General features: G+C 50.6%; 15 protein-coding genes. 3 read left to right on the top strand and 12 right to left on the bottom strand.

The features are described 5' to 3' along the window. Nucleotides 1-3: 3 nt before the first annotated feature. The 8 genes from leuD to hpt form a co-directional block, all read right to left on the bottom strand. On the bottom strand, nt 4-600 hold the full coding sequence (gene leuD / locus QP339_RS02160) for a 3-isopropylmalate dehydratase small subunit (RefSeq protein ID WP_284910225.1): 597 nt from the start codon (nt 598-600) through the stop codon (nt 4-6). Then, on the bottom strand, nt 587-1993 hold the full coding sequence (gene leuC / locus QP339_RS02155) for a 3-isopropylmalate dehydratase large subunit (RefSeq protein WP_284910224.1): 1407 nt from the start codon (nt 1991-1993) through the stop codon (nt 587-589). Before leuC ends, leuD begins: the two co-directional genes overlap by 14 nt. A gap of 4 nt (nt 1994-1997) precedes the next feature. Next, a complete protein-coding gene (gene leuB / locus QP339_RS02150; RefSeq protein ID WP_284910223.1) occupies nt 1998-3053 on the bottom strand; it encodes a 3-isopropylmalate dehydrogenase in 1056 nt (351 codons plus the stop codon). Nucleotides 3054-3056: 3 nt separating this feature from the next. Continuing rightward, a complete protein-coding gene (locus tag QP339_RS02145) occupies nt 3057-4589 on the bottom strand; it encodes a 2-isopropylmalate synthase (RefSeq protein ID WP_284910222.1) in 1533 nt (510 codons plus the stop codon). A 1471-nt stretch (nt 4590-6060) separates the two neighbouring features. Continuing rightward, the gene (locus tag QP339_RS02140) at nt 6061-6927 is read right to left on the bottom strand and encodes an NAD(P)-dependent oxidoreductase (RefSeq protein ID WP_284910221.1); all 867 of its coding nucleotides are present in this window, start codon (nt 6925-6927) and stop codon (nt 6061-6063) included. After that, nucleotides 6924-7475: a GNAT family N-acetyltransferase gene (locus tag QP339_RS02135; protein WP_284910220.1), complete on the bottom strand. Its 552-nt coding sequence runs from the start codon at nt 7473-7475 to the stop codon at nt 6924-6926. The genes QP339_RS02140 and QP339_RS02135 overlap by 4 nt, the downstream gene beginning before the upstream one ends. Before the next feature lie 107 nt (nt 7476-7582). Beyond that, nucleotides 7583-8287 (bottom strand): DUF937 domain-containing protein, encoded by a 705-nt coding sequence (locus QP339_RS02130; protein WP_284910219.1) that lies wholly within the window; start codon nt 8285-8287, stop codon nt 7583-7585. A 393-nt stretch (nt 8288-8680) separates the two neighbouring features. Continuing rightward, complete coding sequence (gene hpt / locus QP339_RS02125; protein WP_141744578.1) at nt 8681-9217, bottom strand: hypoxanthine phosphoribosyltransferase; 537 nt, start codon at nt 9215-9217, stop codon at nt 8681-8683. Between the two features lie 168 nt (nt 9218-9385). Between hpt and QP339_RS02120 the strand changes: the two genes are divergently transcribed. Then, a complete protein-coding gene (locus tag QP339_RS02120) occupies nt 9386-9709 on the top strand; it encodes a nucleotide pyrophosphohydrolase (RefSeq protein WP_284910218.1) in 324 nt (107 codons plus the stop codon). A gap of 442 nt (nt 9710-10151) precedes the next feature. On the opposite strand, the gene QP339_RS02115 is transcribed toward QP339_RS02120, so the two are convergent. Then, complete coding sequence (locus tag QP339_RS02115; protein ID WP_070617629.1) at nt 10152-11036, bottom strand: mechanosensitive ion channel family protein; 885 nt, start codon at nt 11034-11036, stop codon at nt 10152-10154. A 176-nt stretch (nt 11037-11212) separates the two neighbouring features. Here QP339_RS02115 and QP339_RS02110 point away from each other — a divergent pair, with 176 nt between their 5' ends. Beyond that, nucleotides 11213-12574, top strand: a complete 1362-nt coding sequence (locus tag QP339_RS02110) for an FAD-dependent oxidoreductase (RefSeq protein WP_284910217.1) — start codon at nt 11213-11215, stop codon at nt 12572-12574. Between the two features lie 266 nt (nt 12575-12840). After that, the gene (locus tag QP339_RS02105; protein ID WP_284910215.1) at nt 12841-13206 is read left to right on the top strand and encodes a PH domain-containing protein; all 366 of its coding nucleotides are present in this window, start codon (nt 12841-12843) and stop codon (nt 13204-13206) included. A gap of 168 nt (nt 13207-13374) precedes the next feature. On the opposite strand, the gene dhaM is transcribed toward QP339_RS02105, so the two are convergent. Genes dhaM through dhaK form a run of 3 tightly spaced genes read right to left on the bottom strand, consistent with a single transcriptional unit; the run spans nt 13375 to nt 15314 of the window. After that, nucleotides 13375-13743: a dihydroxyacetone kinase phosphoryl donor subunit DhaM gene (gene dhaM, locus QP339_RS02100; protein ID WP_070617621.1), complete on the bottom strand. Its 369-nt coding sequence runs from the start codon at nt 13741-13743 to the stop codon at nt 13375-13377. Continuing rightward, on the bottom strand, nt 13736-14329 hold the full coding sequence (gene dhaL / locus QP339_RS02095) for a dihydroxyacetone kinase subunit DhaL (protein WP_284910214.1): 594 nt from the start codon (nt 14327-14329) through the stop codon (nt 13736-13738). Before dhaL ends, dhaM begins: the two co-directional genes overlap by 8 nt. A 4-nt stretch (nt 14330-14333) precedes the next feature. Next, complete coding sequence (gene dhaK, locus QP339_RS02090; protein ID WP_284910213.1) at nt 14334-15314, bottom strand: dihydroxyacetone kinase subunit DhaK; 981 nt, start codon at nt 15312-15314, stop codon at nt 14334-14336. Nucleotides 15315-15351: the final 37 nt, after the last annotated feature.

Genomic DNA, 15351 nt, shown 5'->3' with positions numbered 1-15351 from the left:
TATTTAAGCGTCGTATTTATGGTCATTCGCTACTTCATAAGCGGCGATAGCATCTTCATGTTTCAAAGTTTCCGTAATATCGTCCAGACCTTGGAGGAACTTGTTCTTGATCTGATCATCGATGTCAAAATGCTTGTCCCCCAATGGTGAGTGGATAACTTGCGCTTCAAGATCGACTTCAATCTCTGTTTCAGAGCCGAGATCAGCCAGGTCTTGACGGTAGGCCTCGTCTTCAATGGCAACCGGCAGGAGCGAGTTCTTGGTACAGTTCATATAGAAGATATCCGAGAAGCTTCCTGCAATGACTACCTTGAAGCCGTATTGGCTGAGTCCCCAAACCGCGTGCTCACGCGAGGACCCACAGCCAAAGTTATCGCCAGCTACTAGGATACTGGCTCCTTTATATTCCTCTTGGTTGAGGATAAAGTCAGGGTTATCTGTCATCTCCTTGTCCAGGTAACGTTGCTCAAAGAAGATGAAGTCTTCATAACCGAACTTGGAGATCCGCTTGATAAAGGCTTTGGGCATGATCTGGTCGGTATCAATATTATCATTCATCATCGGCACGATACGGCCGGTGTGCTGTCTAATAGGCTCCATCGGGCACCTCGATTTCTGCGGGTTCAATTTGACGGACGTCAACAATCTTGCCAGCAACAGCTGAGGCTGCGACAGTTGCTGGACTGGCCAGGTGGGTTCGAGCATGTTGGCCCATCCGATGCTCATAGTTTCGGTTAGAGGTCGACAAGACATGCTCGTAGGCTGGATAGCCGTCGGGATTCATCCCTAGGCAAGCCGAACAACCAGGTTCCCGCCATTCCAAGCCCGCCTCCCTAAAGATCTGGTCAATGCCGAGTCGCTCTGCTGCCTGCTTGACCCGTTTGGACCCAGGCACCACAATACCTGAAATATGATCGGCAACCTTATGCCCCTTGAGATACTTGGCGGCTTCAACCAGATCGGCGAGCCGGGAATTGGTACAGGAGCCAATGAAGATATGCTGGAGCGGAACATCTTGGTGGTACATGCCAGGTTTCTCATCCATGTAGGCATAGGCCCGTTCGTAGTCCGAATTGCCGTTAATTTCTGGATAGGGTTCATCGATAGCTACCCCCATCTCAGGGTTGGTTCCCCAGGTCACATAAGGCTTGAGGTCTGATACATCCAAGGCAATATAGGCGTCATACTGGGCATCAGGGTCCGTCTTCAGCTCTTTCCAGTCCGCAATAGCCGCTACCATATTTTCTGGCGCATAGGGGCGGCCTTCTAACCAGTCAAAAGTCGTTTGGTCAGGCGCCATCATGCCCATCTTAGCCCCGAATTCAATGCTCATATTGCAAATCGTCATCCGGGCTTCCATGGTTAGATTTTCAATAGTTTCACCGAAGTATTCTACCGCATAACCGGTCCCAAAGCCTGAGCCATAACTAGCAATTAATTTCAAAATAATATCCTTGGCATAGGTTCCGTGGGGCAGCTTGCCGGTGATTTCAACCCCCAATTTCTTAGGTTTGGTCTGCCAGATGCTCTGGGTAGCGAGAACGTGTTCCACTTCTGATGAACCAATCCCAAAGGCTATAGCACCGAAAGCACCATGGGTCGCTGTATGGGAGTCCCCACAGACAATGGTCCGTCCCGGTTGACTAGCACCGAGTTCCGGTCCAATCATATGAACAATCCCCTGGCCGTCCGAACCGATATCGTTCAGCTCAATGCCGAAGTCCTCACAGTTCTTGCGCAGGGCATCAATCTGTTGACGGCTGATTTCATCTTGTATATTAAAAACATCCTTGGTTGGTACATTGTGATCAATCGTCGCAATGGTCCGGTCTGGGCGTCGGACTGGCCGTCCTTGTTCGCGCAAGGATTCAAAACCTTGAGGCGTGGTCACCTCGTGGATCATATGCAGGTCCACATAGAGGAGTTGGGACCCGCCTTCTTCGCCGGCTAGGACGTGGCGGTCCCAAACTTTATCAAAGAGTGTTTTTCCCATTTTTTTATTTGGCTCCTTTCATCAAGTCTAACAAGGCTTGGGTAAAGGCTGTCGTACTGGCTTCACCCCCTAAATCCTTGGTTTTTATTCCTTTGGCCATTAATTCTTCTGCTGAAGCTTCCACAAAGTCCGCTGCCTCATTGAAAGCAAAGCTCTGTCTGAGCATCATAGTGACACTGAGGATCATGGACATGGGGTTGGCAATATTTTGCCCGGCAATATCAGGTGCTGAGCCGTGGATAGGTTCATAGAGCGAAGGCCCCACTGTGCCGTGGCTAGCCGAGGCCTGCATGCCTAGAGAGCCAGAAAGAACAGAAGCTTCGTCGGATAAGATATCACCAAAAAGGTTCTCGGTTAAGACCACATCGAAGTCCTGGGGTTGGGTCACAATCTTCATCGATGCTGCGTCGACGTAGAGGTGGTTGACCTCAACATCCGGATAGTCCGCCTTGATGGCTTCAACCGTATGGCGCCACAAGCGGCTAGAGGCTAAGACATTAGCCTTGTCAACGCTGGTTAATTTCCCGCGCCGGCTCTGGGCCAATTCGAAGGCTTTGCGGGCGATCCGCTCCACTTCCTCCCGGCGGTAAGGCATGAGGTCAGAGGCATAGTCCGTGCCTTCCACCTTGTCGCCGAAATAGGCCCCACCCGTTAATTCTCTAACCACGACAAAGTCTGTCCCAATTACTCGGTCAGCCTTTAATGGCGAGAGGTCGGCTAAAGAAGCCCCCACCTTGACTGGCCGGTAGTTGGCGAAGAGACCCAAGTCCTTGCGCATGGCTAAGAGTCCAGCTTCAGGGGTAACCTCGCAGTGCTCATACTGGGGTGCACCAATTGCGCCTAAAAGAATGGCATCAGCTTGGTGGAGGGCTTCTTGGGTGGTCTTTGGATAGGGATGGCCGCAAGCGTCGATCCCAGCCCCACCAAAGGGCTGAGGATCTAAGTCAAAGTGATAGCCGTAGCGGTCGGCCACCGCATCGAGAACCGCCAAAGCGCTGGCCATGATCTCTTCACCGATGCCATCCCCAGCTAGGACAACAATCTTCTTGGTATCAGTCATCGGCTAGGCCTCCTTTGTGTCTTGGTCAGCTTTCAGTTTACCGCAGGCTTGGACATAGGCCATAGCCGAAGCGGTAACCACATCGTAGTCGATCCCACTCCCGTTATACTGGGTCCCGTCTTCATTGGCAACAGCCACGTGGACTTCAGCTTGGGCATCGATCCCACCGGTCAGGGCTTCTAAGCGGTAGTCGGTCAAGTGGGAATTGGCCTGCATGATGTCATCCACCGTATTGAAAATGGCTTCGATCGGGCCCTTGCCCATGCCTTGTCCAGTTACCACTTCGGCATCTTCCTTGTTTTCCTTGATTTGGATCACAGTCGATGGAATGCCATTGGTCCCGGTCATTAATTGGAGGCTAACCAGTTTGTAGTCGGCCGCTTGTTCGTCTTCGTGGCCGAGCACGAGATAACGAATATCTTCATTTGATACCTGCTTCTTCTTATCAGCTAGGACCTTGAACTTAGCAAAGGCAGACTTGATGTCTTCTTCGGATAAGTCGAAGCCCAAATCTTCTAGGCGCTTGCTGAAGGCATGGCGGCCGGAGAGTTTACCCAGTGGCAAGGCATTGGTCTGAACCCCCACCATTTGGGGCGTAATAATTTCATACGTTGAGGCATTCTTAAGGACGCCATCTTGGTGGATGCCGGACTCATGGGCGAAGGCATTGTCCCCGATGATCGGTTTGTTCCGTGGAACAGGCATCCCGGACAAGTGGGAGACCAGGTCAGACAAGCGCTTGGTCTGCTCCAGGTTGATATGGCTGGTGCATTGGTAGTGGTCTTCCCGGATTCTCAAAGCCGTAGCCACTTCTTCCAAGGCCGTGTTCCCAGCCCGTTCACCGATCCCGTTGATGGTTCCTTCCACCCGGGTGGCCCCGTTCTCAATGGCAGCTAAGGCATTGGCTGTTGCCATGCCCAAGTCATTGTGGCAGTGGCAGGAGAACATGACCTCATCGAATTTTGGACATTCTTTTTGAAGGTGTTGGAAGATCTGAGCCATTTCCTTAGGGTTGGTGTAGCCGGTAGTGTCCGGAATATTAATAATGGTGGCCCCGGCGTCAATGGCTGTATTGACGGCTTCGGCGAGGAAGTCGAGCTCAGTCCGCGTCGCATCTTCCGGTGAGAATTGAACACTTTCGAAGTATTGTTTGGCATAGCGGACATGGTGGTCAATATTTTCGAGGACCTCTTCCTTGGTCATCTTTAATTTAAATTCGCGGTGGATAGGGCTAGTAGCAAGGAAGACGTGGATGGAAGGTGACTTCGCATTCACTAAGGCATCACGAACCGCATCGATATCCTTCTCACGGCAGCGGGCCAGACCAACTGTCGTCGTTGACTCTAGGCTATCTGCAATAGCTTTCACGGCTTCGAAGTCACCAGGACTTGAGATGGGGAAGCCGGCTTCAATGGCATCAATGCCCCACTCTTCTAATTGTTTAGCGATACGAACTTTTTCTTGGGTATTGAAGTTAACGCCTGGCGTCTGTTCCCCATCACGGAGGGTTGTATCAAAAAAATCAATCTGTTTCATTCGTCTCTTCCTTTCCACATTTTTGGAATTCATCACTTCAAAAGAAAAGGCACCTTGTTACGGAACAAGGTGCCTACCACCTGCTCCCCTTTGTGTACGCAAATAGGACGCAGATGTTAGTTTAAGAACCACATATGCGCCTGCTAGCATAATAATAAGAGAGCAAGATGACGGAAATCGTTACAACAAGGATAGTTGCTGGTCATTGGCATGTTAGTTTGCGAAGTCATAAAGTCCATTGTTCTTACTCCCTTTCTGTGATTTCTTAATGCATGTTTTAATCTTAATCTAATCTGATCGAATTGTCAAACTATTTTGCCGGAAAAATTAAGTTTTTTTTGAAATGATTTTAATCTTTGGGTTGTAAAGCTTTTAAAGCTGTGCTGATGAGCATCCGTTACGCTTTTGAATTTGGTCCTTGAATTATAGAGGATCAAGAACGGCTAGCACCGTTTTGTACTATATCCGTAAGTCGCTTACGCTCCAACGGCTATAGCAGCACCGGCTCGAGTCCTAGTGGTCTCTCGCCTAGCAAGACTCAAACGGCTAGTAGGGCTAAAAAATAGCCTACTAGCCGTAATTCGCTTTGCTTGCTTAGACGTGGTTAAGGACCAACTTCAACGCTCCACTCCTGCTCATAGATGCATTGCTGAATAAATTCTATTAAAAAATTAAATTATTCTGGGAAATGTAGAATGGTTATAAAAAAAGATTAGAAGCAGAATTTCAAAGCTTTCTTTTAAACTTGCTTGGTCATAGATTTTAGAAGTGGCTACTTGCTAAGGAGTCTCTCATTTGAAAGTTGGAGAGCGGCTACTTGCTAACTAGACCTTCGTTTGAAAATTGGAGAGCCTTAGTAAAGAGAGCCGTAAATTTATCGCATAAAAAGGTTGAGACAAAAGCTCAACCTCTCAGCATAATAATAGATTTGTTAATTCTATAAGACACTAGGCTTTCCTAATCTAAATCTCTTTCTCATACCCTATATAGTTGGGTTCGACTTGGCAGGCTTGGAGTGATTTCACAAGTCAGAAACGAGCGAGTGCTTCGCTCTTATTCTGACTTGCTCCAATCATCCAAGCCTAAGCGCCAAGTCTCGCACCCTGCTTAGTCGGGTTCAGGCTAGCAGAAATAGCTCCTCTTCACCAAAATCCGCCGAATTCTTTCAGTCTTCTCTGGCTTTTGGCTCCAGAGGTCTATTTCTACCGCTAGCCTTCACACCCTTGTAGTCGGGTTCGCAGTTGCAGACTTGAAGTGACTTCACCCAATCGGAACGATCGGCTAAAGCCGCTCTTTTCCGTTTGGGCTCCAGTCATTCAAGTCTGGGCGCAACTGCTCACACCCTTCCTAATCGGGTTCGCAAAAGCAGAAGCTTCTCCACTTCACACGAGCGAAACGTGCAAGCTGAGCTTGCCCTTTTTCGTTCGTGCTCCAGTGGTAAGCTTCTAACCGCCTTTGCTCACACCCTCCTTTAATAATTGTTATCCCAGAGTTTCATCAGGGCCTGGGTGCCGGCGTCTTGGTAGCCTTTGTCGGCTAGGCGTTGGTAGAAGTCGTAGGCCATTTGGCAGGCGGGGAGATCGATCTTCATGCGGTCGGCTTCGGCGAGGGCAATGCCCAGGTCTTTAATGAAGTGTTTGACAAAGAAACCTGGGCTGTAGTCGCCCTTAACGATCCGTGGGCCATAGGAAGTCAGGGAGAAGTTCCCAGCGGCGCCAGAAGATAGAGTGTCAATGACCTGGTTGACATCGAGTCCTGCCGCTTTGGCGTAGACCAGGGTTTCCATGACGCCTAACATGGTCGCAGCAATCATGATTTGATTGGCCATCTTGGCGTGTTGGCCGGCACCTGCTTGGCCAAAATACTGGACGCTGGCACAGAAAGTGTCTAAGACCGGACGGATTTTATCTGCACTAGCTTGGTCGCCCGCTAAGAGGCAGGTCAAACGACCCTCGCGCGCCCCGACATCGCCACCCGTTACGGGCCCATCCAGAACTTGGACGCCCTTGTCTTGGCCAACTTGGGCTAGCTCCTGGGCCAGGGCCGGGGTCGAAGTGGTCATATCGACAAAAATCTGCCCCTGGCGTGCCCCCGCAAAGAGACCCTGGTCGCCGAGATAGACCTCACGCACATCATCAGGATAACCGACAATGCTTAACACAAGGTCTGCCTGGCCGGCTAATGCCTGGGGCGACGCGCACCATTGCGCGCCCAAGGAGACCAGGTCATCTGCCTTGGCCTTGGTGCGATTATAGACAAAGAGTTCATAGCCTGCTTCGAGGATGTGACGGGCCATGGACTGTCCCATCACACCCAAACCAATAAATCCAACTTTCATCTGTCATCTTCCTCCTTTTCCTGACCGAGCACCAGGGGACGTTTGAGGAGCCAGTCACACTGGACTTCTTCCCCCATCACAAAAGCGTGCTCGGAAAAACGTTCAAAACCATACTTCCTATAGAAGGCCTGGGCCCTTAGATTATACTCCCAAACCCCCAGCCAAATATAGGGACAGTCCCAGCCTCCTGCCTTGACTAGGGCAAAATCCATGAGTAGAGAACCGAGACCTCTCCCCTGGTATCCCGGACGAATATAGAGGCGTTCGACCTCTAGCCAGTCTCGGGGTTGTTCTTCCGACTGCTGGTCGCCGCGATTGACTTTGATATAGCCCAAGACCATGTCCCCTTCTTTAAGATAATAGAAGTAAGAGTCTTCCTCTGATAATTCCTGGGCCAAGCGCTCTGGCGCATAAACGGTCTCTAAGTAAGCCGCCATATCCTTATCCGAACACGTCCCCTCAAAGGTCGCTAGGTAACACTCGCAGCTCAGTCCAGACAAGTATCCAGCTTCCTCAACAGGGATCGCTTCAATACTCAGCTCTGCCATCCATCTCCCCCTCTCCATAAAGTCTGCTTAGTCCTATTGTGGCAGATTGGCCTCTGAAAATAAAGAAAAAGCAGCTTCCAGGGCTGCTTTTTCAAAGAACGATGCATTTACTTGGTCAGCTTATCAATCAGACCGCCCAAGAGACCGCCGTCGTCCTCTTGACTGGCTTCTTTCTTAGCAGCTTGGTCCTTTTCATCGACGGTGACATTGTCGATAACCTTACCCAAGAGGCTATCATCTTCGGTCTGATTCTCATCCACCGTTACGGCATCGAGGACCCGTTCTAGGAGGCTGCCTCCTTCTTGGCGGGCCTGCCCCTCTACTTCGCGGGAGGCCTGGTCGACTTCCTGACCCAGGTCTTCCTCAGCTACATTATTAGACTTCCGGCGGTGGGCCAAGTACATGAGAACCATGGGCGCTAGGACAATCAGGGTCCGCTTAACAGAAGCTGTATCCATATTCAAGGCCTGGGCGATCTTATCGATGATGCCCTCTTTCTCATTTTGGTCCTTGAAGACATGGTTGAGGATCTTGTCGCCGTCCTCCTGGTCCACCTGCTCGGCTGCCTGATCGACGGATTCGAACTGGTCGGCCTTGTCGTGATCGTTTAGGGCCTGGTTGAGCGAGTCAATCCCCGACTGGTCCTGGCTGTTGCGGTTGATCGCCTTCATAATCATCGGCAAGCCCAGCGTCATGATCTTCCCAAAGTCCGCTGAAGAAACATTGGCTTGCTTGGCTAAGGAGTCATTGGACTGGCCGCCCTGACCCGTCAACATCCCAATTAAATTGCCTGCTTGGTCAAATAAACCCATTGCACACACGTCCTTTCTTTTTTCCTTTATTATAATTCAAAAAAATAGCGCTACCAAACAAAAAGCACCAGGGTGTGAAAGGATGTGGGAGAAAGGGAGCTCTGGAGTAAAAGGCTAGAGAAGCTCAGAGAGCTTCGGCAGCCTTTTACGAAGAGGAGCCCTTTCTGCATCCTCGAACCCGACTAGAACAGGGTGTGAGCAAAGGCGGTTAGAAAGGGATGACTGGAGGCAAAAGGGATAAGAGCGGCTAGCAGCCGGTCGTTCCCTTTTGCTGAAGTCACTCCCTTTCTGCCTTTGCGAACCCGACTAGGGTGTGAGGGCGCGCGGTTAGCTTCCTTTCACTGGAGCCAAGAGCCAAAAAAGTACCAGGCCGTTCACCTGGCACTAAGAATTCTAACTATAAACTTCTTTTTTGAGAACCGCAATCTGTGGATAATTGCGCAATTGGCCCTTGAAGTCCAAGCCATAGCCCACTACAAACTTATCGGGAATCTCAAAACCAATCCAGTCAGCCTGGAAGTCCTTGGTCCGGCGAGCCGGTTTGTCCAGGAGGGAGACAGTCTTAATGGAAGCTGCCTGGCGACTCTCTAAGACCTGGTAAAGATAGGTCAGGGTCCGTCCCGTATCAATAATATCCTCCACAAAGATCACATGGCGGTCCTTGACTGGCTGGGAGAGGTCCTTGACAATCTTCACCTCACCGCTCGACTCGAAGCCATCCCCATAGCTCGACACATCCATAAAATCGATCTCCAGGAGAATATCCATCTCCTTCATCAGGTCCGCCATAAAGGGCATGCCCCCCTTGAGGACACAGACCAAGAGCGGATTCTTATCCTGGTAGTCCTTTGCAATTTCATCCGCCAATTCCTTAATCCGAACCTGCAAGTCTTCCTTAGAAACTAAAATTTCTTCCATTAATTCATCCATGATTTGACACTCCCACTCCTTCAAATTGCTGCGCGGCCTTATCCAAAAGGCTTGAATACCCCTATTCTACCAGTAAAGGCACCGGCTTGGCAATTGCTGGTAAAAACATCCAAGCTTGGACCAAGCCAGCAGAAGTCTTATAATAAGGAGAAAGAAAGGAGGATTCCAATGACCCTAATTGAACAAATCAACGCTTTCCGTGATGCGAGGGACTGGCGGCAGTTCCACAATGAGAAGGACCTGGCCCTGTCCTTGGTTCTCGAAGCAAGTGAACTCTTAGAAATTTACCAATGGAAGACTGCGGAAGAAGGCAATCAAGACATCGAGGCGATCAAGGATGAGCTGGCCGATGTTCTCATCTACGCCCTCATGCTGGCGGACAACCTGGACCTCGACATCGAAGAACTCATCCCCCGCAAACTCGCCAAAAACGCCATCAAATATCCCGTCGACAAGAGCCGAGGGCAGAATAAAAAGTATACGGACTTATAATGTCAACCTTCCGGGGCCTAAGACACAATTGGGGGCGGCGAGTGTGGCTTGACGACCAGCTAGCCACACTCCGGGCCTAGGAGTGCGGGTTAGCAGCTGCTAAGCCACATTCGGATCCTGGGAGTGTGGGTTGACAAGCGCCAACCCACACTTAGAAAGTAGGAGTGGGGATTGACGACCACTCCCCACAATCAGAGCTTAAGAGTGTGGGTTACTGCCCCCTAGCTTCCCCTTTAGAAAAAGCCAGCGCGTCTCTGACGAGATGGTGGCGGCTTCTTTTTCTTTCAAGAATATAGGACTGAACGACTTTACTCGCACTCTATTCAAAACCTGCTCCAAAAGTCAGCCCTGGCGTCCACTTCATAAAGGATAATCAATCGTATAGCTACGATTGATCACCCTTTGCTCCAGTGGTCCAGGACTAAACGACTTTTGTCGCACTCTATTCTTCAAATTTGACCACTTGCATGCTGGTGACTTGGATACCGCGACTGCGGAGGTCGAAGTAGAGGGCGTTTTGCATGATCATCTTGTTGACGGCAATCTTGTCGTAGGGAGTGAAGAATTGGATGTAGACATTCATGGACCGGTTGCCGTATTCGATCCGGATCTGGGGCTTGGTTGAGGCCTCCAAACCATCCATCTTGCGTTTGAAGAGGGCCAATTCTTCTTCCGTGCACTGTTCGAGGAAGCCCTCGTACTTCTCATAGGCCACCTTGGCCGTAATCTTCTTCACCTTTTCCAAGTCTTGGCCGTAATCAATAGGCACCATAACATCCACCACCACATAGGGGCTGTCGTGGTTGTAATTATAGATGGCGTGCTCGAAGATCCAGCGGTTGGGTACCGAGATGTAGCGGCCGGTATGGGTCCGGGCCTTGGTCATGGTCCCCACTTCAGCCAGGTTAATCTGGAGAAAATCCAGGTCAACCACTTCGCCGGAGACGCCATTAATATCGATCACACTGCCCACTTCTAAAGGTGAGCGCAGGATAATATAGAGATAGGCCACCAGGTCCACCACCACATCCCGCGAGGCCAGGGTGAGGAAGGCCAGGATAATCAGAATGATGACCCCCAGGAGCTTGGCCTGGGAGAACCAGAGGCTGAGGATAAAGATAAAGGCCAAGAAGAAGACAATGAGTCGGCTAAAGCGGTTAATTCGCTGGGCCAGGTTTTCATTATCCGTTAGCTTAGGTAAGAGCCATTTGATCCCCTTCATGAGCAAGAAGGTCAACAAGATGGCAGCCAAGGAATAAAGGGCCTTCTCAATAAAGAGTTCAGAATCGAGTTGGTCACTGTTGAGGTATTCTAAGAAATGGTTCATAAGCGCCTCCTTTACTTGTTCACTTATTCCTATTCTAGCATAAGTCGCTCCCATATGACGGGATAGAAGCCCTTATTTTTCAGCATATTTTAATCTTTTCCTGAGCCCTTTTGTTTGTGAAATCTCTCCTTTTGTACTAGGATGGGGGTAGCAAAATATTAAGGAGGATGTATACGATGAAAGTTGTTGTTGTCGGAACGTCACATGCTGGTTACGAAATGGTTCAAACTTTGCTCAAGGCTGACCAGGACATTGAAATCGATCTCTATGAAAGTGGATCCACCATGTCCTTCCTATCTTGTGGGATTCAGTCTTACTTAGAAGACAAGTCCGATCACTTGGACGATCTTCATTATGCAACAGAAGACTCTTACAAGAAACAAGGTATTAACGCCTACACCAATAGCCAAGTAGTTGCGATTGATAGTGATGCCAAGGAAGTGACTGTTAAAGACGACCAAGGTGAACACCAGGTCAGCTATGACAAGCTCTTCTTAAGTCCTGGTGCAGTGCCTGTTGAACTCCCTATTGAAGGGACTGACCTCGACCACGTCTACTATCTGCGGGGCCGTGACTGGGCAGACCGCGTCAAAAAACGTATGGCAGAAGCCAAAGAAGCCGTTGTTGTAGGCGGCGGCTACATCGGGATTGAAGCGGCAGAAGCCTTCACCAAGGCTGGCATTAAGACCACTGTGATCGATAGCCAAGACCGCATCTTACCAACTTACCTGGACAAGGAATTCACCGAAGTCCTCGAAGCTCATGCAGCTGATAAAGGTCTCGACTTCCACGGCAATGAATGCGTCCAATCTGTCGAAGGCAAAGACGGCCAAGTTGCCAAAGTGATTACAGACAAGGGCGAATACCCCGCCGACACCGTTCTCTTCGCTGTTGGCGTTAAACCAAACACCGAATGGCTCAAGGGCACCCTAGAACTAGATGACAAAGGCTTCGTTAAAGTCAACGAATACCTGGAATCCTCTGTAAAAGACATCTATGTTGCCGGTGACGCCACCGAAATTCCATTCAACCCAACTGGTAAAGGCAAGGCTATTGCCCTCGCCAGCAATGCCCGCCGTCAAGCGGTTGCAGCTGCTCAAAACATTATCGCTGGGGAAAACAAAGTCAAATCACCTAGCGTCAACGGTACCAGCGGCCTAGCCCTCTTCGACTACCACTTTGCGGCAACAGGCGTTAAGGACTGCGACAAGGCAGAAATTGATGGCGAAGTCGAAAGCCAATTCCTCCAAATTCCTGTCCTGCCTAAGTTCATGAAAGACGACCAAGAAGTCTTCATGAAGATCCATTACCGCAAAGACGACCACAAGTTAGTCGGGGCACAAATCATGTCCACCATGAACTTAGCACGGGACATCAACACCCTATCCGTTGCCATCTCAGCCGGTTGGACACTTGAAGACCTCGCCTTAGCTGACTTCTTCTTCCAACCTGAATACGACAACACTTGGCACTACTTCAACCAAGTTGCCCAAGAAGCACTGGGTCAACGCTTCGGTAGTGACAAACAATTATTCTAAAAAAAGGGTGTGAGCAAAGGCGTTTAGAAAGGGATGACTGGAGGCAAAAGGGATAAGAACGACTTTAGCCGGTCGTTCCCTTTTGCTGAAGTCATTCCCTTTCTGCCTTTGCGAACCCGACTAGAAAAGGGTGTGAGCAAGAGCGATTAGAGGTGGAAAAGCTTCTAACTCTGCGCCCCAACTAAACAAACCACTTTAAAGCTAGGCCACCCGCCTAGCTTTTTTGCTTGCTTTTTGTTAGACTAAAGGCAAAAAAGGAGGACCCTATGTCCGAAATTAATGAAGTAACGTCCTGGATTTTTGATGAAGAAGTGCCTGTTCCAGATGACGTTCAAAAGATGTTAGTGCCCGGCGAAGAAGCCTTCCGTGCCTTCAAGACCATCCGCGATATCGCTATCTTTACCAACAAGCGCCTGATCGTCCGCGATAGCCAGGGCCTAACTGGCAAGAAAATTGAAATCTACAGCCTCCCCTACCGCTCCATCACCATGTGGTCCACGGAGAACGCAGGCCGGCTCGACCTGACCTCTGAAATCGAACTCTGGACTCGGGCTGGCCATATCAAGATCAGCCTCGGCCGTAAGGTAGACGTCCGCGAATTCGACGACCTCCTGGCCCGTGTTTGTCTCTAATGAAATAACAAAAGTGTCGCCTCCCTCGACAATAAGAGAAGGCGACACTTTTTTATTTCCATTAGCTACTAATGATTAAAATATCGGCTTGGCACTGTTTTTATGGGCAGGAGTGAAGCGTTGGAATCGGAACGCATGCTCACTAGCACCACCTCTTACCAAGGAATTTTATTTCACCACTAAATCCTTCAGCTGTTTTTCCATTTCTTCCTGGTCCAAACCAGCCTGGGTCAGGGCAGCGGCGTTGTAGGCCCCTTCGACGAAGGCGGTGTCATAGATGGTAATTTTTTTGTCGGACATTTCCTGGACCATTTCCAGGTTCATCTTGGCGGAGCCCAGGTCATAGAAGGCGTAGATCTGATCGGCCTCAGCCTGGTCGATGGCGGTCTGGATCCGTTCGAAGGACGTCCCAATCCCACCATCTTCGAGGCCTGCTGCCTGGATGATTTCCACATCCTGGGCCACTTCCCCTAAGAGAGCCGCCACGCCTTGGGCCAGGTCCGCCACATGGGAGACTAAGAGAATGGCGCTAGTCATGGAGAACACCTGCTTCCACTAGGGCTTTGAGCCAGTAAGATGTGGACATGGCGCCCGGGTCGATATGGCCAACTGACCGTTCGCCCACATAGGAGGCCCGGCCTTTGCGGGCCTGCATATCCTCTGTCGCTTGAACCCATCCGTCAATTTGTTCGGCAGTCAAGCTGCCTTCCTTCAGGGCTTCCGCAGCAGGCAGCCAGACGTCTAGCATGGTCTTGTCTCCTGCTTGGGCATGGCCGCGCTTGGCGATTCCATCGGCAGCTGCTTGGATAGCCGCTTCCCAGTTACCCTCTTGACTCTGCAGGGCCTTGGCCATCTCCAAAAAGGCCGTCCCGTAGAGCGGACCCGAAGCCCCGCCAACCTTGGACATCATGGCCATGGCTGCTGCCTTTAAGAGGTCCACCACTGAGGCGTCCTCCGCCTGGTCGTCCAGCTTCTCCTGGAGGGCATCCACGCCCCGCTTCATGTTACCACCATGGTCACCGTCCCCGATCGGCGTATCCAATTCGGACAGGTATTCTCTATTTTCCGTAACTTTTTGGCTAAAAAGGCTTAAAGCCTCGCGTACTGCTTGTTCTTGACTCATCAGTCTACCATCCTTCCACATCAACATCGGCTTGGAGTAAGTCCAGCCAGTCGTCTTCTAATTTTAAGAAAGTTAAGGAAATCCCTGCCATATCAATCGAGGTCATCAAATTGCCTACTTTGGTAAAGGCAATGTCCAAGTCCTCGTCTGCTAAAAGACCCATCACATCATTTAAAAAGATGTACTGCTCCATCAGCGGCGTGGCCCCCATGCCGTTGACGAGGATGGCATAACGGTCGCCAGCCTGCCAGTTGTTATAGGCCTTCAGCTTCTCCAACATTTCTTGGGCCATAGCCCGGGAAGGCTGGAGTTTTTCGCGTTTGTAGCCCGGTTCACCGTGGATGCCGACCCCGAACTCGATCTCATCATCCGCCAGGTTAAAGCCCTGCTTTCCGGACTCTGGGACTGTGGCGCCAGACAAGGCTAGGCCGATGGAGGATAAATGATCGACCACCTGCTGACCCAGGCTGGCTAAGTCTTCCAGGCTGGCTCCAGACCGGGCAGCGGCGCCGAGAATCTTATGAACGAAGACAGTGCCAGCCACTCCGCGCTTGCCCTGGGTGAAGTCGGAATCTTCCACGGCAATGTCGTCATCCACGACCACCTTGGCGACCGGAATATCATCCATCTCTGCCATCTCCATGGCCATTTCGAAGTTCATGATGTCCCCCGAATAATTCTTAATCACCAGCATGACCCCCTGGCCCTGGTTGGCTTCCTGGATGGCCCGGTAGACCTGGTCGGAGGTCGGTGAAGTAAAGACCTGGCCGCAGACTGCCCCTGCCAGCATCCCATCTCCAATAAAGCCAGCGTGACTGGGCTCATGGCCACTGCCCCCGCCACTGATCACCGAAACTTGGTCTGGCAAGTCCTTGGCTATCAGGATCCCTGTATCCTCAATCCGCTCGATCTTGGGATTGGCCAGAACCATGCCCGAGAGCATCTCATCGACCACATCAGACGCCTGGTTGATAATCTTTTTCATGATTGATCTTTCCTTCCTTTCATTCGATGCGCACATT

Origin of the sequence: Aerococcus sp. UMB7834, from assembly GCF_030215145.1 — a bacterium.
Lineage (GTDB): Bacteria > Bacillota > Bacilli > Lactobacillales > Aerococcaceae > Aerococcus.
The sequence above is the reverse complement of the archived record's forward strand: the minus strand, read 5'-3'. Positions and strand labels throughout refer to the sequence as shown.